The sequence below is a fragment of the Micromonospora sp. NPDC048935 genome (assembly GCF_043197875.1).
In the GTDB taxonomy this organism is placed as follows: domain Bacteria; phylum Actinomycetota; class Actinomycetes; order Mycobacteriales; family Micromonosporaceae; genus Micromonospora.
The window spans coordinates 276,100-295,885 of record NZ_JBICTZ010000006.1 but is presented as its reverse complement, the minus strand read 5'-3'; the positions used below and the strand labels follow the sequence as shown (position 1 = coordinate 295,885).

Below are 19,786 nucleotides of genomic sequence, written 5' to 3'. Positions count from 1 at the left end.
CGAGGAGAGGGAGCCGGAATGATCGCGGCCACCGGGAAGATACTGCTGCTGTGGAGCGTGCCGCGGGCTCGCTCGACGGCCTTCTTCAGGATGATGCTCCAGCGCGGTGACGTCGTCGCTGTCCACGAGCCGTTCTCCACCCTTGCCGCGGACGGCGTCGCGGAGGTCGCCGGGCGCACGGTCCGCACCGAACGAGCGGTGATCGACACCCTGACCACCCTGGCGCCACACAGGCGCGTGTTCGTCAAGGACACCACCGACGAGGAGTACCCGCGAGTGCTGGCCGATCCGGACTTCCTCCGGTCGCAGGCGCACAACGCGTTTCTCATCCGGGACCCGGCCGAGACCATCGCGTCGTACTACGCGGTCAATCCGCGGGTGCGCCGCGACCAGATCGGCTTCGAGCACCTGGAACGGCTGTTCCTGCGGGTGCGGGAGCTGACCGGCCGTACGCCGTTGGTGATCGACGCCGCCGACCTCGTAGCCGATCCGAGCGGCACGGCCGCACGCTATTGCGCGGACGCCGGCATCGCGTTCCTGCCTGCGGCGATGTCCTGGCCCGCGGGGGACCGGCCGGAATGGCGTGCGTCCGAGCGGTGGCACCGGGATGTCGCGCGCACCACCGGGTTCGAGAACCGCTCGCCGCGTCACGGCGTGGTGCTGGAGGACGTCCCGCACCTGCAGGCGTACCTCGGCCATCACGCACCGATCTACCAGCGGCTGCGTCGACAGTGCCCGACCGGGCCGATCGCATCGGCGCGTCGGCCGTGACCGGCGGTGCCGTCGACGACGGGCCCCGCGTCGGCCTGCTCGCGGCCCGGATCCGGACGGAGGAGCGGGACATCCTGACCGCCCTGCGCCGCCGCGGTGTCGAAGCCGTGCCCGTCGATACCGCCGCGCTCCACTTCCCCATCGACCGCGCGCCCGCCCCGTGGTCGCTCGTGCTGAACCGGGAGATCAGCCTGACCCGGGCGGTGTACGCGGCCCGCTGCCTGGAGGCGTGGGGCATCCTCGTGGTGAACACCGCGGCCACCGCCGCGACCTGCGGCGACAAGTGGCTCACCTCGCTCGCCCTGGACGATCGGAGCCTGCCCACGGCCCGCACGGCGCTCGCCCTCACGCCGGCAGCCGCGCTGGCGGCCCTGGACGAGATCGGCTACCCGGCGGTGATCAAGCCGCTGGTCGGATCCTGGGGTCGGCTGGTCAGCCTGCTGCCGGACCGCGCCACCGCTGTCACGGTGCTGGACTACGTGGCCGCCCTGCCCGCACCGCTGGCCCGGCTGGTCTACGTGCAGCAGTTCATCGCCGACGCGAAACGGGACCTGCGCGTGGTCGTGGTCGGCGACCAGGCGCTCGGGGTGACCTGGCGGCAGGCGCAGGGCTGGCGGGCCAACGTGGCGACCGGCGCCACGAGCGTGCGCTGCGCCCTCACCAGCGAGGTGGCCGAGCTCTCCGTCGCGGCCGCGGAGGCGGTCGGCGCCGAGATCGCCGGCGTCGACCTGATCGAGGACGCTGCGGGCGAGCTGCGGGTCATCGAGGTGAACCACCGCGTGGAGTTCGCCGGCTTCCAGGCCGCGCACGCGGACCGGGTGAACGTCGCCGAGTGCATCGCCGACCACCTGATGCGGCAGGTGGGGGCATGATCCGGGCCATGGTCGTCGGTGCGGGCGGCTACATCGGCGGCGAGCTGCTGCGGTTGCTGCTCGGTCACCCGGACGTCGAGGTCACCGCGGCCGTGTCGGCCGGATCGGCCGGCCGGCGGGTGGACGGGGTGCATCCCAACCTGCGCGGCGTGACCGATCTGATCTTCGCCGGGGCGGCTGATCCGGGGCGCTGCGAGGTGCTGTTCTCCGCGTGGGGGCACCGCCGTGCCATGCGGGAACTTCCGGTCCTGCTCCGTGCGGGCACCACGGTGATCGACCTGTCCGGGGACTTCCGCCTCGCCGATCCGCTGCAGTACGCCCACTACTACGGGGAGCCGCAGCTACGCCCGGATCTGCTCGCCGAATTCGTCACCGGGCTGCCCGAGACACACCGCAAGCAACTTGTCGACGCGGCTCGGATCAGCGTGCCGGGCTGCATGGCGACGGCCGCGATACTCGCGCTCCGGCCGGTGCTGCGGGCCGGCCTGGTCACCGGCGAGGTCTGGGTCGACGCCCGTACCGGATCGAGCGGCTCGGGCCGGCTGCCGAGCGAGGCCAACGTGCACGCCGAACGTTCCGGGGCGATGCGGATCGTCGCGCCGTTCGGGCACCGGCACGAGGCGGAGATCGAGCAGGCGGTCGACTGCCCGGTGCGGATGACCGTGACCGGGGTCGAGGCGGTGCGCGGAGTGCAGGTGGTGTGCAGGGCCGCGCTGGCCGACGGTGCCGACCTGCGAGCCGTGCGAGCCGCGTACCGCACCCGCTACGCCGACGAGCCGTTCGTCCGGGTGGTGGCCGAGCGGCGGGGGCTGCACCGGCTGCCGGAGCCGAAGCTGCTGATCGGTTCCAACTTCTGTGACGTCGGCTTCGCCGTCGACGAGCCGAGGCGTACCGGAATGTTCGTCGCGGCCCTGGACAACCTGGTCAAGGGCGGTGCCGGCAACGCGGTGCAGTGCATGAACATCCGCTTCGGGCTGCCGGAGAGGCGTGGGCTGGAGTTCACCGGTCTGCATCCGAACTGAGGGAGGGCCATGCCGGACATCGTGGTGGTCAAGTGCGCTGGTAACGGCACGGCGGACGTGGCCGCGATCTGCGCCGACGTCGGTGCCCTGACCGGGGCCGGCCGGCAGGTGGTGCTCGTACACGGCGGATCCGCCGACATCGCCCGGCTCGCGGCCCGGCTCGGGGTGCCACAGCGGCAACTGCTGGCACCGGACGGGTCGGTCGGTCGGTACACGGATGCGGCCACCCTGGAAGTGACCCTGCTCGCCCTGGCCGGGGCAGCGAAGCCACGCCTGCTGGTGGGCCTTCTGTGCGCGGGCGTGTCGGCGGTTGGCCTGACCGGCCTCGACGCGGGACTGCTGCGGGCCCGGCGGGTGGCGGCGCATCGGGCAGTCCTGGACGGACGCAAGGTCGTGGTACGCGACGACCATGCCGGCCGGCTGGTCGGCGTGCGGCCCGAACTGCTCACTCATCTGCTGCACGCCGGCCATGTGCCGGTGGTGTCGCCGCCGGCCCTGGGCGAGGACGGCCGGCCGCTGAACGTGAACGCCGACCGGGCCGCCGCCGCCATCGCGGTGGCCCTGCGGGCCAGCGCCCTCGTGCTGCTCACCGGCGCGCCCGGGGTGCTCGCCGACGCGACCGACGAGAGGACGCTGCGCCGCGTCGTACCGGTCGGCGCGGGCCCGCTGCCACCGGGCGCCACCGGCGGGATGGCGGTGAAGCTGTTGGCCGCCCGCTCGGCGGTCGAGGCCGGGATCCCGTCGGTGCGGATAGCCGACGCCCGCGTCCCGGCGCCGGTCACCGCGGCCCTGGCCGATGCTGGCAGCCGGATCGTGCCGGCACCGGCCGTGGCGGCCCGATGAGCGCCCTGGACCCCGTCGGGCTGCTGCGCCGGATGGTGGAGACGCCGTCGCCCTCGGGTGGCGAACGCGGCATCGCCCAGCTCCTGGTCGCCGAGATGACCGCGCGTCGCTTCTCGGCGCGGGTCGACGCGGTCGGCAACGCGGTGGGCGAGATCGGGCCGCCGGGTGGCCCGACCGTGATGCTCGTCGGCCACCTGGACACCGAGGGCGCCACTCTTCCGGTGGCAGTGCGTGACGGCCGGCTGTACGGACGCGGCTCGGTCGACGCCAAGGGCGCGCTTGCCGCCATGGTCTGTGCGGCCGCGGCGAGCCGGTTTCCGGGCCGCCTGGTGGTGGTCGGCGCCGTCGAGGAGGAGATGCCCAGCTCCCGAGGGGCACACCATCTCGGGCGGACCCATCCGGCGCCGGACGCGCTGCTGATCGGCGAGCCCAGCGGCTGGTCTTCCGTGGTGCTCGGCTACAAGGGCCGGACGGACTTCCGCTACCGGGTGCGGTGCGCGCCGGGCCATTCCACCCGGCCCACCCCTCGGGCCGCGGAACTCGCCGCCGCGGCATGGCGAACCTTCCAGTACGCGGTCGGCCCCCGGCTCAGCCACGCCGTCTTCGACCTGCCGGGCACCACGCTGCACGAGATCCGCGGCGATCTCGACACCGCCGAGGCGATGTTCAGCGTGCGCAGCCCTCTCGGCTTCGCCCCGGACGAGCTGCTCGCCGTGCTCCGCGACCGGTTGCCCGAGGGCGAGATCACGCTGGTGAGTTCGGTGCCGGCGTGCCGGGTCGGTCGCCGCGACCCAGTGGTACGCGCACTGAGCAGCGCCATCGACGGGCAGGGCGTCCGGCCGACGTTGAAGGTCAAGACGGCCACCTCCGACATGAACACCCTCGCCGGCTACTGGTCGGTGCCGATGGCCTGCTACGGGCCGGGCGACAGCCGGCTGGACCACAGTGCCGACGAGCATCTGCCGCTCGACGACTACCTGCGCGCCATCGCCGTGCTCGTCGACGCGCTCGACGGGCTCGGCGAGCGGCTCACCGTGGGAGATTGGCCGTGACCGCCGCGACGGAGTTCGCCGCCGCCGCTCTGCGGGTGCGGCGGCGAATCGTGGCGATGTGCGCGTCGCCGGCCGGCGGCCATCTGGGCGGCTCGATGTCGCTCGTCGAGATCCTGCTCGTCCTGTATCGCGACGTCATGCTGGTCGACCCGGTCCGGCCCGCGCGGCCGGACCGGGACGTGTTGTTGCTCAGCAAGGGCCACGGGGCAATCGGGCTGTACGCGGTGCTGGCCGAGTGCGGATTTCTGCCCGAGGCGCTGGTGGAGTCGTACGGGCTGCCCGGAAGCCGGTTGATGGCGCACCCGACCCCCGGTGTGCCCGGCATCGAGGCGCCCACCGGCGCGCTCGGCCACGGCCTGCCGCTGGGCGTCGGCGTCGCGCTCGGCCTGCGGCTGACCGGCTCGGCCCGCCGCTGCTTCGTGATCCTCGGCGACGGGGAGCTGCAGGAGGGCTCGGTGTGGGAAGCGGCCATGGCCGCCGGCGGTTACGGCCTGGACCGGCTGACCGCCGTCGTCGACCGCAACGGCCTACAGATCACCGGAGCTACCGAATCGGTCGTGGGTCTGGAACCGCTGGCCGGCAAGTGGGAGAGCTTCGGCTGGCGGGTGGTCACCGCGGACGGGCACGATGCGACGAGCCTGCGCGGGGCGCTGGGCGCCACCACGCCGGGCCGTCCCACAGTGGTGCTTGCCGCCACGGTCAAGGGAAAGGGCCTGCCCTACGTGGAGAACAAGGTGCACAGTCACTTCGCGCGACTGCGTGGAGCGCAGCTGCGGCGCGCCATCTCCACACTGGACCTGGCGGAACCGCGGGATCCGTCGTGACCGCCGTCGCCGACAGCCGGACGGCCCGGGAGGCGTGCGCTCACCAACTGGCCGACCTGATGCGCGCCGACGACCGGGTGGTCTGTCTCGACAGCGACACGGGGGCCTTCGCCCGGATCGATTTCGGCCCGGCCGCCGCGCGCTACCTCAACCTCGGCATAGCCGAGCAGAACATGATGGGAGTGGCCGCAGGGTTGGCCCGCACCGGGCTGATCCCGTTCGTGCACACGATGGCCACGTTCGCGGCGACCCGGGCGCTGGAGGCGGTGAAGGTGGACCTCGCGTACGCCGGCCTGCCGGTGCACATCGTGGCTTCCCACGCCGGCCTGTCCGCGGCGTCGCTGGGTCCCACGCACCACGCGCTGGAGGACATGGCGATCATGCGCATGCTGCCCGGCATGCACGTGGCGGTGCCGGCCGACGCGGACACCGCGCTCGCCCTGCTACGTCAGGCACCGGCCCTCGACGGCCCGAGCTATCTGCGGCTCGGGCGCGACGCCACCCCGCCACTGCCGGGCGGGCAGGAGCCGGTGCGCTGGGGGAACTGCCGGACGCTGCGCCCGCTCGGCGGCGAGGTGCTCATCGTCGCGTGCGGCCCGTGGCCGGTGTCCGCGGCCCTCGCGGCGGCCGACACGCTGGCGGCGGCCGGCACCGGAGTGACGGTGCTCGACATGCACACGGTCAAACCGCTGGACACCGCGACCCTGAGCCGGGCCGCGCGGACTGCCAGGGCGGTGGTGAGCGTCGAGGAGCACTGGGTCAGCGGTGGGCTGGGCTCGGCGGTGGCCGAGTGGCTGAGCGCGACCGACCCGCGGCCGGTGCACCGGATCGGCGCACCGGACCGGTTCTTCACCCTGGTCGGCGACCACGCACACCTGCTGGATCAGGCCGGCATCACGGCGGAGGCGGTGGTCGCCGCGGCCCGACCCATCCTGGTGACGTCAGACCGGTAGCCGAGCCGCAGCCTGCGCACGCAACGCGAGCGGGGTGCCGTAGCGGACTGTCTCCACAGCCGCCCGGCGGTAGTACCGGGCCACCGGTGCGGCGAGCGTGTAGCCGTACGCGCCGTGCAACTGAACCCCCTCCGCGGTCACGTCCCGGGCCAGCTCCGACACCAGGGCGAGGGCCGCCGCGCTCCCGACGCTCCCGCCCGCGTCGTGCCTGACCGCCAGGGCGCGCACCAGGCGGCCCGCGGCGTGCAGGCGGGTCGCCAGTGCCGCGAGCCGGAACGACACATGCTGGAACGTCGCCACCGGGCGGCCGAACTGGTGGCGACCCTTGGCATACCGCAGGGTCAGCTCGAACGTGTGCCCCGCCAGGCCCAGCAGGTACCCGCTCTGCCGCAGGTACAGGCGGTCCAGCAGGCACCAGTACGCGGGCGAACCGGCCGCGCACACCACGTGCTGCCGGGGCACCGCCGCGTCGGCGAAGCCGACTTCGGCAATCCCGAGTTCCCCGCGCGAGACGATCTGTACGCCGTCCGCGTCCCGGTCCACCATCACCAGCGCCGGCCCGGCCGGCGTCGAGGCGAGCACCAGCAGCCGATCGGCCTGCTCAGCGTCGGCGACGGGCCCGGCGTCGCCGGTCAGCCGGCCGTCGGCAAGCGTCGGCCGGTGGTCGCCGGCCGGCGGCGCGACCGCCACCGTCCGGGTCAGGTCGCCGGCCGCCGGCCCGTCCAGCTCCGCGACGGCGAGTGTGGGCGCCAGCGGTCCGGCGATCAGCAGCCGGCCCAGCTCCTGCATCAGCACCACGGAGTCGGCCAGTCCGGCGGCGGAGCCACCGGCGGACCGGGGCAGGGTCAGGCCGGCCGTGCCGCTGTCGACCAGGGCCCGCCAGACCTCGTCCGGTCCGGGGCCGCCGTCGACCGGTCCGGTACGGATGGGATCGTCACCGGCGGCTCGCAGCGCGCCGGGGAAGGCGTACTCCACGAAGCGCCGGAGCCTCCGGCGCAGCCGGGCGTCGGGGTCGTCGAGCGGTTCGGCGGCTGCGTCGGGAGTTTGTACCCGCAGGTGGCCGCCCGCGATCGCGTACAGCATGATCTCGGAGGTGCCCGCGGAGAGGGTGAGGCCGGGCGCCTCGCCCAGCAACGAACCGGCGCCCGGCAGGCCCACATCGAGGGCGAGCCGAGCCAACGGCCGGCCGACCTCGGTGTTGTACCACTTCGACATGGCCGCGCCCACGCCGTCGAGGCGCCCCTGCGCCTGTTTGCCGATCATCTCCCAGGCGAGCTCCCCGCCAGCCGAGACCTCGCTCTCGAGCGCGGCGAGCGCCTGCGCCACGCCAGGGTCGGAGCCCGCGCCGCCGGCCCGGGCGTGCGCCGCGATGTCGTCGAGCCAGCGGCGCACCTTGAGGTGGGCCTCCAGGCCGGTACGCTCCATCGACAGCGCCTCGTTGAGCAGCGGCCAGCCCTCGTCGACCGCGCCGATCACGTTCTCGGCGGGCACCTCGACGCCGCTCAGCGTCACCCGGCTGAACGGGTTCGCCGAGAGGCACGGCGTGGTGTGCACGGTCACGCCGGCCGCGTCCATCGGCATCCAGAACAGCGTGATCCCGTCGTGCGGCGTGCCCCCAGGATCCGCGGTGCGCGCCGCGACCACGCCGTACCCGGCGTGCTCGGTCGCCTGGCTGTACACCTTGGTTCCGGAAAGCCGGAAGCCGCCCGGCACCGCCTCGGCGCGGCAGCTCAGCGACGCGAGGTCGGACCCGGTCGACGGCTCGCTGTACAGGGTGCACGCGGTGAGCTCGCCGCGAGCCAGGCGCGGCAGGAAAGCTGCGCGGACGGCCTCCCCAGCGGCCGCCAGCAGCAGGTTGCCCACGTAGCAGATGGACACCACGAACAGCAGGTCGGGCACGCCGTGACGGACCAGTTCGCGGTGTACCAACGCCGTCTCGACGGGCCCCCGGCCGGCGCCGCCGTACCGTGTCGGCCAGCCCGCGGCGAGCCAGCCCCGCCGGCCGAGCAGGCGGTGCACCAGGTGCAGCGGCTCCCCGGCGCCCGGGCCGGCGCCCGCGGCCGCCGCGACGGCCGCGGCCATTTCCGCAGTGGCGAAGAACTCGCGCAGCTCGTGCTCGAACAGCCGCTGCTCGTCGCGCAGGGGGATCACGGCGCCTCCCCGGACACCAGACGTTCCACCTCGTCGTCGTCCAGTGCCGCCAGCCTCGCGAGCAGCAGTTCTTCGATGTGGTCGCCGATCCGTGCGACGGTGCGCAGCTCGAAGAGCCGCTCGACGGTCAGCGGAACGTCGAAGGCGTCCCGGATCCGCGTGGTGAGCTGCGTCGCGAGCAACGAGTGGCCGCCCAGCGCGAGAAACTCGTCGTGCAGCCCGATCGGCTGCGCACCGAGCATCTCGGTCCAGAGGCCGAGCAGCACGCGTTCGACCTCGGTGACGGCGGGATCGCCGTCCGGGCCGGCCGGCGCCTGGGCGGGGGCCTCGCTGTCGACGGCGCGGTGGCCGCCGAGGCCGGGGCCCCCGTCGATCCACAGCCGGCGGCGCTGGAACGGATAGCCGGGCAGCGGCACCCGCCGACGTCCGGAGCCGTCGTGGTAGGCGGACCAGTCGATGTCGACACCGGCGGCCCAGAGGCCGCCGGCCGCGTCGGGTACGGCCGCACCGGAGAGCCCGTCGGGACCGGTGGCCGGCAGGGTGCTGATCAGCACCGGTCGGTCCGCCCCGGGCGGGACGGCCGGGCCAGCCAGCCCGGATCCGGGCCCCACCTCCAGCAGCACCCGCGGACCATCGGCCAGCAGATTCCGCACCCCGTCGGCGAAGCGCACCGTGCCGCGCAGGTGGGCGGCCCAGTACTGAGGGCTGGTCGCCTCGTCGGCCGTGATCCAGCGGCCGGTCACGTTGGACAGGTAGGGGATCCGCGGCGCGTTTCGCCGCACGCCCGCCACCACCGCCTCGAACGTGGCCAGCACCGGATCGAGCAGCCAGGAGTGGAAGGCGTGCGAGACGAACAGGCGTCGGGCCGGAACACCCCGGGCGGCCGCCTGCTCCGCCACGGCTGTGATCGCGCTGGTCGTTCCGGAAAGCACGGTGAGACGGGGTCCGTTGATCGCCGCCACCGAGAGCTCGGCGGCCACGCCGGGCCGGCCGATGCCGTCGATCAGCTCGGCCAGCTCGTCCTCGGAGCAGCCGGTGCTCAGCATCGCGGCGTCCGGCATGCCGCTCACCAGCCGGCCGCGAGCGATGACCACCGCCAGCGCGTCCTCCAGCGAGAAGACCCCGGCCACGCAGGCGGCGACGTACTCACCGACGCTGTGGCCGATCATCGCTGCGGGCCGTACGCCCCAGGCTGCCCAGAGCTCGGTCAGCGCGAACTCGACGACGAAGAGCGCGGGCTGGGCGAGCGCGGTGTCGCGCAGGTCCGGCGCGTCCGGGTCGTCCAGCAGCGCGGCGCGCAGGGCGCAGCCGAGCGTGGCCGGGACGAGTCGCAGGCAACGGTCGACCGCGGCCCGGAAGACCGGCTCGTCGCGGTACAGCACCGCGGCCATTCCCCGGCGCTGGGAACCCTGCCCGGGGAAGAGGAAGGTGACCTCCCGACCGCCGACGGTGCCGTCGCCCGTGGCCGGCCGGGCCTTCAGCGCGGCGCACAGCTCGGTCGCGTCCGCACCGCTCACCGCCCGCCGGTAGCGGTGCACCCGGCGGCCCACCTGGGTGGTGTAGGCGACGTCGGCGAGCGGTGCTTCCGGTTCCTCGCTCAGGTGGCGGGCGAGCGCGGCGCCCAGCTCGGTCAGTGCCGCCGGGGTCGTCGCCGACAGGGTCAGCACGTGCCGGGTGCGGCCGGGGGCGGGCGGCGGCGGCGCCGGTGGCTCCTGCAGGATCACGTGGGCGTTCGTGCCGCCCATGCCGAACGAGCTGACCCCGGCCCGGCGCGGACCGTCGCCGGCCGGCCAGTCGCGAACGGCGGCGTTCACGACGAAGCCGGCCTCGCTGAGTCGGCTGCGCGGGTTCGGCGCCCGGAAGTGCAGCGTCGGCGGCAGCACGCCGTGTCGCAGTGCCAGGGCCGTCTTGATGACGCCGACGACTCCGGCCGCCACGTCCAGGTGGCCGATGTTCGACTTCACCGAGCCGATCATGCAGCTCGCGGACGTCCCATCCCGGCCGAGGGCCTCGGCCAGGGCCGCGACCTCGATCGGGTCACCGAGCGCCGTGCCGGTGCCGTGCGCCTCGACGTACCCGATGCTGTGCGGGCTGACGCCGGCCGCGTCCACGGCCTCGGCGACCACCTCGGCCTGGCCCTGCGCGCTCGGCGCGGTGTACCCGGCCTTCCGGCTGCCGTCGTTGTTCACCGCCGAGCCGAGGAGCAGCGCGTGCACGGTGTCCCCGTCGGCGAGCGCGTCGGCCAGGCGCTTGAGAACCACGATGCCGGCACCGTTGCCGGGAACGGTGCCGGCGGCCGCGGCGTCCAGCGGCCGGCAGTGCCCGTCCGGGGACATGATGCCCTGCTCCTCGAACCGGTACCCGGCCAGCTGCGGCAGGCTGAGCGCGACCCCGCCGGCCAGGGCCAGGTCGCACTGACGGGAGAGCAGCGAGTCCACGGCGAGGTGCACGGCGACCAGCGAGGTGGAGCAGGCGGTCTGCACGGTCACGGCCGGGCCGCGCAGGTTGAGCTTGTGCGCCACCCGGGTGGTCAGGTGGTCCTTGTCGTTGGCGAGCAACAGGCGATACCCGCCGACGGTGCGGACCAGCTCCGGGTGCGCCAGCAGGCCCAGCAGGTACATGCTGATCGCCGAGCCGCCGAAGACGCCGATCTGGCCGTCGTACCGCTCGGGGTCGTACCCGGCATCCTCCAGCGCGTGCCAGGCACATTCCAGGAACAGCCGCTGCTGCGGGTCGAGGATCTCCGCGTCCCGCACGCTGTAGCCGAAGAACTCCGCGTCGAACAGCTCGACACCCTCGACGATGGCGCGGGCGGGCACGTACGCCGGGTCGGTGTACTCCTGCTCGGGCACTGCCGCCGCGGCGAGCTGTTCCGGAGTGAAGAAGGTGACGCTCTCGACGCCGTCGCACAGGTTGCGCCACAGCTGCGCGACCGAGGAGGCGCCCGGGAACCGACCGGCCATACCCACTATCGCGATGGCAGTCTCCGGTACCGGTAGGTCGTCGGCGCCGGGGGATGATGTCATGGTTCGCGCCTTTCGCTCGTCGGGCCGCCGGTCGGTGGCCCCGTGACCGCGCGCCCCGTCCGAGCGGCCCGACGCTCGGCTCCCCGGTCGCGGGCGCGGCCCAGCGCGGCAGCTCCCGCCGGATCACGATCGAGCAGGCCGGCAAGGGTGCGCACGGTCGGGTACTGGAAGATGCTGATGACCTCGACGGGCAGCGACTCCGCCCGCATCCGCTGGTGCAGGCGCAACGCGAGCACCGAGTGACCACCCAGATCGAAGAAGTTGTCGTCGATGCCGATCCGGGCGACGCCGAGCAGCTCCGCGAAGATCGTCGCGAGGAGACGCTCGGCCGGGGTGCGCGGGGCGACGTACGGGCCGGTCCGCACCGCCTCCGCGTCGGGCGGCGGCAATGCCCGGCGGTCCGTCTTGCCGCTGGGTGTCAGCGGGATGGCGGGGATCGCCACGAACGCCGACGGCACCATGTAGGCGGGAAGACGTCGGCGCAGGAAGTCGCGCAGCTCGCCGGCCGCAGGTGCGGCGTCGCCGGCGGCGACCACGTATCCGATGAGCCTGTCGCCGCCGGCCAGGTCGGGTCCGGCGACGACGACCGCCTCGGCGACCTGGGAGTGTGCACGCATCGCCGCCTCCACCTCGCCGGGTTCCACCCGGTGCCCGCGGATCTTCACCTGGAGGTCGGCCCGGCCGAGGTATTCCAGGTCGCCGTCGGGCAGGCGGCGTACCACGTCCCCGGTGCGGTAGCCGCGGCGGTCGCCGCCGAGCGGGTCGACGACGAACCGTTCCGCGGTCAGCTCCGGCCGGTTCAGGTAGCCCTGGCTCAGCGGGGGCCCGCCGATCACGAGTTCACCCGGCACGCCGGGTGGCACCGGCCGCAGCCGGTGGTCGACCACGAGGACGCCCGCCCCGGTCAGGGGCCTGCCGATGCGGCTGCGGGCGATGCCCGTGTCGGCCGCGGCGATGTCGCGCCAGGTCGTCCACACGGTGGTCTCCGTCGGGCCGTACATGTTGAAGACCTGCGGCACCTCGTCGCCGTACCGGGAGAACCAACCGGCCAACCGTCCGAACTCCAGCCGTTCGCCGCCGACGAAGACCAGGCGCAGGGCGTCCAGCGCGGCACTGCCCGCGTCGGCGTCGGCGTCGGCGAGACCGTAGAAGGCGGTCGGTGTCTGGCAGAGGACGGTCACCCGCTGCTCGGCCAGGAGGCGACGCAACGCCGCGGGGGAGCGGCTCACCTCCCGCGGCACGATCACCAGCGTGCCGCCGTGCAGCAGCGCGCCGAACAGTTCCCAGACCGACACGTCGAAGGTGTAGGAGTGGAACATCGTCCACACGTCACCCGGGCCGAACCGGACCCACTCACGGGCGGCGCCGAACAGCCAGGCCACGTTGCGATGCGTGACCGGCACGCCCTTGGGCCGGCCCGTCGAACCCGAGGTGTAGATCACGTAGGCCAGGTCCCCGGGTTCGGCCGGCTCGGTGGCGTCGCCGTCGTCGGCCGGCTCGGTGGGGCCGGCCGGCTCGGTGGTGTCGCCGTCGACGGCCAGGATCAGGGCACCGTCTGGGTACGACGCCGCGTCCGACGCCTGCCCGACGAGCAGGACCACGGGGCTCGTCTCCGCAAGGATGTAACGCAGCCGCTCCGGCGGTTCGCCGGGATCGATCGGCACGTAGGCGCCGCCGGCGGCCAGCACGCCGAGAATGCCGGTCACCTGCTCCAGGCCGCGCTCGAGTTGCAGGGCGACCAGCGTGCCGCGGCGGACGCCGTGCCGCCGTAACCGCGTGGCCAGGGCGTCCACCCGCGACTTGAGCTCACCGTAGGTGACCCGGCGGGCCCCATCGACGACCGCGGGCGCGCCGGGTGTGCGCGCGGCCTGAGCGGCGAAGGCGTCGTGCAGGCAGGCGACCGGCGTCGGGGCGGCCGTGGGCGGATACCAGTCCGCCTCGATCGTCGCCCGTTGCCCGGCGTCGAGCAGGTCGAGGTCCCAGACTGTGCGGTCGGGGTCCGCGACGGCACCGGCCAGCAGCGACCGGTAGTGCCCGGCCAGCCGGGCTGCGGTCGCCGGATCGAAGACGTCCGAGTTGTACTCGAGATGGCACTCCAGCGCGTCGCCCGTCTCGACGACGCCGAGCGTCAGGTCGAACTTGGCGGTGCCGGTCAATCCGGACAGCGCGGTGACCGTAACGCCCGGCAGGTCCGGGGCGGCGAACGGGGCGTTGTGCAACACGAACATCGCCTGGAACAGGGGATTACGCGGGACCTCGCGGTCGGCGCCGACGGCCTCGACCACCTTCTCGAACGGCACGTCGCCGTGCCGCAGCCCGGCGGCCACCACCTCGCGTACCCGCCCCAGCAGTTGCCGGAACGTGGGTTCACCGGCCAGCGACGTGCGGAGCGCGATCGTGTTCATGAGCAGGCCGACGAGGCGCTCGGTGGCCACGGACCCCCGGTTGGCCACCGGCGTGCCGACGACGACCTCCTCCTGGCCGCCGAGGCGGGACAACAGCCCGGCGTACGCGCCGAGCAGCACCATGAACAGGGTGGCCTGTTCCCGGCGGGCGAGCTGCCGCAGGGCCGCCGTCAGCGGCGGCGGCACAGTGAACACATGCTCACCGCCGGCGTACGTCGGCACGGCCGGATGGTCGCGATCAGTCGGCAGTTGTAGCGAGCCGGGCGCGCCACGCAGGTGCTCGGCCCAGTACCGGAGCCCTTCGGCGAACCGTTCCTCCGGCGGCCGGGCTCGCTGCTCGTGTGCGTAGTCGGTGTACCGCAACGGCAGCGCCGGCAGGGCCGCAGCCGCACCGGTAGCCCCGGCGACGTAGTGCGTGAGCATCTCGTCCAGCAGGATCCGCAACGACCAGCCGTCGGTGACGACATGGTGCATCACCAGCGCCAGGATGTGCCGCTCGTCGTCCAGCCGGGCCAGGTATGCGCGCATCAGCGGCGCGACCGTGAGGTCGAAGGGGCGCTCGACGCGGGCCCGCACCGCGGCGAGCGCGGCCTCCTCCCGCGCGGGCATGCCGGGCTGCGAAAACGACTGCGTCTCCAGCGGGACGGTGACGTCGTCCGTCACCACCTGCACCGGCCGCCCGTCGGGGCAGCGGATCGAGGTCCGCAGCGCCTCGTGCCGGCGAACCACTGCGGCGAGTGCGAGTTCCAGCCGGTCGGCGTCCAGCGGCCCGTCCAGCCGCGCGGCGAACACCTCGTGGTACGCGCCGCGCCCGGGGTGCATCTGCTCCACCAGCCAGAGCCGCTCCTGCGGGTACGTGAGCGGCGCCGGACCCCGGTGCCGGACCGGGGCCGTCCGCTCCGCGCCGAAGCGCAGCCGGGCCCGCAGCAGCTCCTCGGCGAGCGCACGCCGGGACGTCACCGCCGGCGTCGGATCGGCCGGCATCAGGCGAGTCCTACGGCCCAGGCCGGGCTCTGCGCCCGGACGTGCGTCCGGGCCGCCTCGATGTCCAGCGACTGCTGCCGGTCGGCGTCCAGGAACGGGACGACCGAGCGGAACTCGTCGTAGACCCGCTGGGAGGCCGGGCCCAGTCGCAGCTCCTTGTTGAGGTCCACGGCCTGCGCCGCGGTGGTCAGCTCGATGCCGAGGACGTACTCGCAGTTGTCGAGGATCTGCATGAGCTTGTACGCGCTGGTGCCGCCCATGCTGACGTGGTCCTCCTGCAGTTGGCAGGTGGGGATGGTGTCGACGCTGGCCGGGGTGCTGAGCACCTTGTTCTCGTTGACCAGGGCGGCCGAGGTGTACTGCGGGATCATCAGGCCCGAGTCCAGTCCCGGCACCGGAACCAGGTAGTCCGGCAGGTTGTGCTGACCGGACAACAGCTGGTAGGTGCGCCGTTCGGAGATGTTGGCGAGCTCGCTCATCGCGATGGCGAGGAAGTCCAGCGCGAACGCCGTGGACTCGCCGTGCAGGTTGCCGCCGAGGATCACCCGGTCGTGCTCGGGGAAGAACAGCGGATTGTCCGAGACGCTGTTGCACTCCCGTTCGACGACGGTGCGGGCGAAGCCGTACGTCTGACGCACCGCGCCGTGCACCTGCGGCACGCAGCGGAACGAGTACGGGTCCTCCTTGGCGACGTTGCAGCCCGGCAGGGTGAAGTGGTTGCTGCCCTCGACCATGGTGCGCAGGTTCGCCGCCACCACGCCGCGCTCGGGGTGGCGCGAGGTGTCGTGCAGGATCCGCTCGTAGAACGTCTCGGCGCAGCTGAACGCCTGGAGGCTCAGGGCCGCCACGACGTCGGCGGTGCGCACGAGCCGGCCGGCGCGCACGATGCAGTCGGTGGCGATGGCGTTGATGTACTGCACGCCGTTGGTCAGCGCCAGGCCCTCCTTGGGCCGCAGGGTGATCGGCTTCCAGCCGAGCTCGGCGAGCACCGGCGCCGCGTCGACGAGCTCGCCGTCGTGGTACACCCGGCCCAGACCGATGACGGGCAGCGCCAGGTGGGCCAGGGGTGCCAGGTCACCGCTGGCGCCTACCGAGCCCTTCTTCGGGATCGCGGGGATGACGTCGGCGTTCCAGAGGTCGAGCAGCCGCCCCACCACGTCGAGCGAGATGCCGGAGTAACCGGCCCGGAAGGTCAGCAGCTTGACCAGCATGGCCAAGCGGGAGATCAGCTCGGGCACCACCTCGCCGATGCCGCACGCGTGCGACACCAGATGCTTGTGCTGCAACGCCGACATGGCCGACGGGTCGATGCGGGTCTCGCAGAGGGAGCCGAATCCGGTGTTGACACCGTAGATGTGCCGGTTCTGGAACTGGATCTTCTCGATGTATCGGGCGCCTTCGGCGATCTTCTCGACCACGTCCGCGGCGAGCACGAGCCGCGGCCGGGTCGTGGCGATCTCGTGCAGGTCCTCCAGGGTGTAGTCGGCGAACGTGATCTCAACTGTCTCGGTCGTCATGGCTCCCCTGGTCTTCGGTCGAGGGCTGGTGCTGGCGAACGAGTGTGGAAAGCTCGTCGGCAGTCATGTGGTCGAGCTCCCGCTCGATGGCGGCGAGTTCCGCGTCGTAGTCGATGTCACCGGCGGCGGCCCGCACGGCGGCCGCGGCTCCCGCCACGGTGGGCGCGTCCAGCAGCGCCTGCAGCCTGAGGTCGAGGCCGAGCTCGTCGCGTACCCGGTTGACCAGGCGGGCCGCCTGCAGCGAGTTGCCGCCGATGTCGAAGAAGTCGTCGTACGCGCCGACCTGTTCGATGTCGAGCACCTCGGCGACCAGCGCCGCCAGGGTCCGTTCCAGGAACGTGCGCGGGGCGACGTGACTGGCCCGCGTCGGCCCGGTGGGCGGTGCCGGCAGGGCACCCCGGTCGATCTTCCCGCTGACGGTACGGGGCAGCGCCGGCAGCACGATCACCTCGGCCGGCACGAGGTGTGCCGGGACTCTGCGCCGCAGGTGGTCGCGGAGATCCGGCACCGGCGCCCCGTCGACCGTCGTCACGTACGCGACGAGCCGCTGCCCGCCGCCGGCCGTACGCACCGCGGCGGCGCATTCGCGTACCTGCGGGTGGCCGACGACCGAGGCCTCGACCTCCTCCAGTTCGAGGCGGATGCCGTTGATCTTGACCTGGTTGTCCAGCCGCCCGGCGAACTCCAGAAGCGGCGTGTCGCCGTGCAGGCGGCCCAGGTCACCGGTCCGGTACATGACGCCCGGGCGATCCGGCAGCGGGCTCGGCACGAACCGGCGGGCGCTCTCCCGTGCGTCGCGGTGGTAACCGTCGGCCAGGTACGGGCTGAAGACGCAGATCTCGCCGATTGCGCCCGGCGGGCAGGGCGTGCCGGCCTCGTCGAGCAGCACCAGCTGCCGCCCGGGGATCGGGCGGCCGATCGGCACCACGGCGCCCGGCGGCCCGGCCGCCGTCGCCGGCACCACGTGGAAGGTGGCGGCCACGACCTCGGTGGGTCCGTACATGTTGACGAGCCGGACGTCATCGCCGAGGCGGTTGCGGACCCGATCGGCCCGCTCCGCGTGCAGCGCCTCGCCGACGAACATGACGGTGCGCAGCTCCGGCAGGCCGGCGGCGCCGGCCGCGGCGAGGATCTCGTCGAAGAGCCGCGGGATGACCTGGAGCAACTGGACCCTGTCGTTGCCCAGCCAGGCGGCCAGGAGCGCCGGGTCGGCACTGACGCCGGGCGGCCGCAGGCAGAGCGTGGCGCCGTGGCAGAGCGCCCCGAATATCTCGCAGTAGGCGACGTCGAAGGTGAGGGAGGCGAGCTGCCCCACCCGCAGCCCCGGTCCGATCTCGAACGCTTCGCTCTGCCAGGCCACGAACTGCGCCAGGTCCCGGTGGCGGTGCGGGATCCCCTTGGGACGCCCGGTGGAGCCCGAGGTGTACGCGACGTAGGCCAACGTCTCCGGGTCGACCAATCGCTGCCCGATCTGGTCGGCCCGGCTGGTACCGATCAGCTCGTCGAGCGCCAGGACCGGGACCGGGCCGGTGCGGCGCTCCGGGTCGTCGACGATCAGCAGGGCGGGCGCCAGGTCGGCCAGGATCTCGGCGTGCCGGGTCGGGGGCTGGCGCGGGTCCAGGCAGGCGAATGCCGCGCCGGCCTTGAGAATGCCGAACAGCGCGGCGATGGCCGCCGGGTGGTTGTCCGCCATCAGGGCCACCGGTGCGCCGGCGGGCACACCGTGGGCCACCAGGGCGTTGGCGATCCGGTCGCTCGCCGTGTCCAGCTCGCCGTAGCTGACCCGGCGGTCGCGGTGCACCAGGGCGTCCCGCTCGGGCTGCGCCGTGGCCCACCGGCGGAACCGTGCCACCAGGGTGGCGTCGGGTCCCGGCCCGGCATGACCGGTCAGGGCGTCGAGGACCGCCGGCAGTGTGGGCCCGGCCGCCGAGGGAACCCGGCGAAGCCACCGCGAGACCGGGGTGTCCGGCGACCGGCCGGCCCGCCGCAGCACGTCGAGCAGGTCGGCGGCGAACGCCGCGACGGTCTCCGGACGAAACAGGTCGCGGTCGTAGATCAGCATCGCGTCCATGCCGTCCGCCGTGGGCGTGAGGAACAACGACAAGTCGTTCTGCGCGGTTTCCGGATCGAGGCGCACGGGTCGCAGCCGCAGGCCGGCACCGAGGTCCATCTCCGCGGCGGGCGTGTTCTGCAGGGCGAGCGCGACGCGGAAGGGCGCCGTCGCCGGCCCACGTCGGGTGCTGAGCCGCTCGGCGACGTACTGCAGCGGCAGGTCGGCGTGCGCGAACGCGTCGCCGGTCACGGCCCGACCGCGCACCAGCAACTGCCGGAACGTGGGATCACCGGAGAGGTCGCCGCGAAGCACGACCACGTTGAGGAACGGACCGATCAACCGTTCGGCCGCGGCGTCCGGCCGGCCGGCGACGGGCGCGCCCACCACGACATCGGTACGGCCGGTGCGACGGCTCAGCACCGTCTGCAGGGCGGCCAGGCACACCACGAACGCGGTGGTCGACTCCTGGTCGGCGACCGCGCGAAGCCGTGCGAGGTCGTCCGCGGCCACCCGGAAGCGGTGCGTTCCGCCGCGGAACCGGAGCCGGGCCGGCCGCGGGAGGTCCGGTGGCAGCGTCACCGGCTCGGTGTCGGCGAGCCCGGCCAGCGCCCCGCCCCAGTAGGCGAGATCGCCGGCGAAGCCGTCCGACGCCAGCCGTTCGCGCTGCGCAGCGGCGTAGTCGCGGTACTGGCGGCCCAGAGGTGGCAGGTCGGGCTCCGCGCCGGTGGCATGGGCTCGGTACAGGGCGCCGAACTCGGCCAGGAACACGCCGAACGACCACCCGTCGAAGATCGCGTGATGCGCCACCAGCACCAGGCGATGGTGCGCCGGGGCGTCCGGACCGACGGCCCTCCACAGCGCCGCCCGCACCATCGGCCCGGCCTCGTAACCGAACGGCGCGGCCGCCAGCCTCCGGGTGGCCGCGTCGAGGTCGTCGGCGGGGCAGTCGGAGACGACAAGCCTCGGACCCGCCTGCTCGACCACACCGAGGCACAGCGTGCCGTCGCGCACCGCGAAGCGGGTACGCAGGATCTCGTGCCGCCGGGCGATGGTGTGAACGGCGTGCTCGACGGCGGCCACGTCGAGCTCGCCGTCGATGTCGGCGGCGAACGCGAGATTGTGGACGGCGGTGCCCGGCAGCAGTTGGTCGATGTACCAGAAGCGTTCTTGTGCCAATCCTGCGGGAATTGCGCCGTGGGGCGCGGTGGAGGATCGCACCGAAAGTCACCTCCCGGTCGTTGGTCGGCGCCAGTCTAACGATTCCCGACGGCCGGAAAAGACATTGTCCGGCGGCGTTCCCGTGCTGTCCCGAA

Annotated in this window: 12 protein-coding genes; 7 read left to right on the top strand and 5 right to left on the bottom strand. The window is 73.5% G+C overall.

From position 1 onward, the window contains the following. The first annotated feature begins 18 nt into the window (after positions 1–18). The 7 genes from ACGFIW_RS19050 to ACGFIW_RS19020 are packed head-to-tail and all read left to right on the top strand — an operon-like array spanning position 19 to position 6,337. On the top strand, positions 19–771 hold the full coding sequence (locus tag ACGFIW_RS19050; protein ID WP_393317115.1) for a hypothetical protein: 753 nt from the start codon (positions 19–21) through the stop codon (positions 769–771). Further along, positions 768–1,643, top strand: coding sequence for a RimK family alpha-L-glutamate ligase (locus ACGFIW_RS19045; RefSeq protein WP_393317112.1), 876 nt, complete (start codon positions 768–770; stop codon positions 1,641–1,643). Before ACGFIW_RS19050 ends, ACGFIW_RS19045 begins: the two co-directional genes overlap by 4 nt. Continuing rightward, entirely contained in the window at positions 1,640–2,665 is a 1,026-nt protein-coding gene (gene argC, locus ACGFIW_RS19040) for an N-acetyl-gamma-glutamyl-phosphate reductase (RefSeq protein WP_393317109.1), read from the top strand. The genes ACGFIW_RS19045 and argC overlap by 4 nt, the downstream gene beginning before the upstream one ends. 9 nt (positions 2,666–2,674) lie before the next feature. Then, complete coding sequence (argB, locus tag ACGFIW_RS19035) at positions 2,675–3,508, top strand: acetylglutamate kinase (protein WP_393317106.1); 834 nt, start codon at positions 2,675–2,677, stop codon at positions 3,506–3,508. Then, positions 3,505–4,560, top strand: coding sequence for a M20/M25/M40 family metallo-hydrolase (locus ACGFIW_RS19030; protein ID WP_393317103.1), 1,056 nt, complete (start codon positions 3,505–3,507; stop codon positions 4,558–4,560). The genes argB and ACGFIW_RS19030 overlap by 4 nt, the downstream gene beginning before the upstream one ends. Beyond that, positions 4,557–5,384 carry a transketolase gene (locus ACGFIW_RS19025; RefSeq protein WP_393317100.1) on the top strand — a complete coding sequence of 276 codons (828 nt, stop codon included), beginning with the start codon at positions 4,557–4,559 and terminating at the stop codon, positions 5,382–5,384. The genes ACGFIW_RS19030 and ACGFIW_RS19025 overlap by 4 nt, the downstream gene beginning before the upstream one ends. Then, positions 5,381–6,337 (top strand): transketolase family protein, encoded by a 957-nt coding sequence (locus tag ACGFIW_RS19020; protein ID WP_393317097.1) that lies wholly within the window; start codon positions 5,381–5,383, stop codon positions 6,335–6,337. Before ACGFIW_RS19025 ends, ACGFIW_RS19020 begins: the two co-directional genes overlap by 4 nt. Here ACGFIW_RS19020 and ACGFIW_RS19015 read toward each other — a convergent pair. From ACGFIW_RS19015 to ACGFIW_RS18995, 5 genes are read right to left on the bottom strand one after another with little or no spacing between them, the layout of a single operon-like run. Further along, entirely contained in the window at positions 6,326–8,488 is a 2,163-nt protein-coding gene (locus tag ACGFIW_RS19015) for an acyl-CoA dehydrogenase family protein (protein WP_393317094.1), read from the bottom strand. The genes ACGFIW_RS19020 and ACGFIW_RS19015 overlap by 12 nt on opposite strands. Then, positions 8,485–11,514 carry a type I polyketide synthase gene (locus ACGFIW_RS19010; RefSeq protein WP_393317091.1) on the bottom strand — a complete coding sequence of 1,010 codons (3,030 nt, stop codon included), beginning with the start codon at positions 11,512–11,514 and terminating at the stop codon, positions 8,485–8,487. The genes ACGFIW_RS19015 and ACGFIW_RS19010 overlap by 4 nt, the downstream gene beginning before the upstream one ends. Next, a complete protein-coding gene (locus ACGFIW_RS19005) occupies positions 11,511–14,903 on the bottom strand; it encodes an amino acid adenylation domain-containing protein (protein ID WP_393317089.1) in 3,393 nt (1,130 codons plus the stop codon). Before ACGFIW_RS19005 ends, ACGFIW_RS19010 begins: the two co-directional genes overlap by 4 nt. After that, a complete protein-coding gene (gene hutH / locus ACGFIW_RS19000) occupies positions 14,903–16,420 on the bottom strand; it encodes a histidine ammonia-lyase (RefSeq protein WP_393317087.1) in 1,518 nt (505 codons plus the stop codon). Before hutH ends, ACGFIW_RS19005 begins: the two co-directional genes overlap by 1 nt. Beyond that, entirely contained in the window at positions 16,401–19,691 is a 3,291-nt protein-coding gene (locus tag ACGFIW_RS18995) for an amino acid adenylation domain-containing protein (protein ID WP_393317084.1), read from the bottom strand. Before ACGFIW_RS18995 ends, hutH begins: the two co-directional genes overlap by 20 nt. Positions 19,692–19,786 lie beyond the last annotated feature (95 nt).

Excerpts from the sequence above, each read along its gene's own strand:
- argB (WP_393317106.1), top strand. The coding sequence starts at position 2,675 with ATGCCGGACATCGTGGTGGTCAAGTGCGCTGGTAACGGCACGGCGGAC.
- hutH (WP_393317087.1), bottom strand. The coding sequence starts at position 16,420 with ATGACGACCGAGACAGTTGAGATCACGTTCGCCGACTACACCCTGGAG.
- ACGFIW_RS19010 (WP_393317091.1), bottom strand. The coding sequence starts at position 11,514 with ATGACATCATCCCCCGGCGCCGACGACCTACCGGTACCGGAGACTGCC.
- ACGFIW_RS19005 (WP_393317089.1), bottom strand. The coding sequence starts at position 14,903 with ATGCCGGCCGATCCGACGCCGGCGGTGACGTCCCGGCGTGCGCTCGCC.
- ACGFIW_RS19050 (WP_393317115.1), top strand. The coding sequence starts at position 19 with ATGATCGCGGCCACCGGGAAGATACTGCTGCTGTGGAGCGTGCCGCGG.
- argC (WP_393317109.1), top strand. The coding sequence starts at position 1,640 with ATGATCCGGGCCATGGTCGTCGGTGCGGGCGGCTACATCGGCGGCGAG.
- ACGFIW_RS19030 (WP_393317103.1), top strand. The coding sequence starts at position 3,505 with ATGAGCGCCCTGGACCCCGTCGGGCTGCTGCGCCGGATGGTGGAGACG.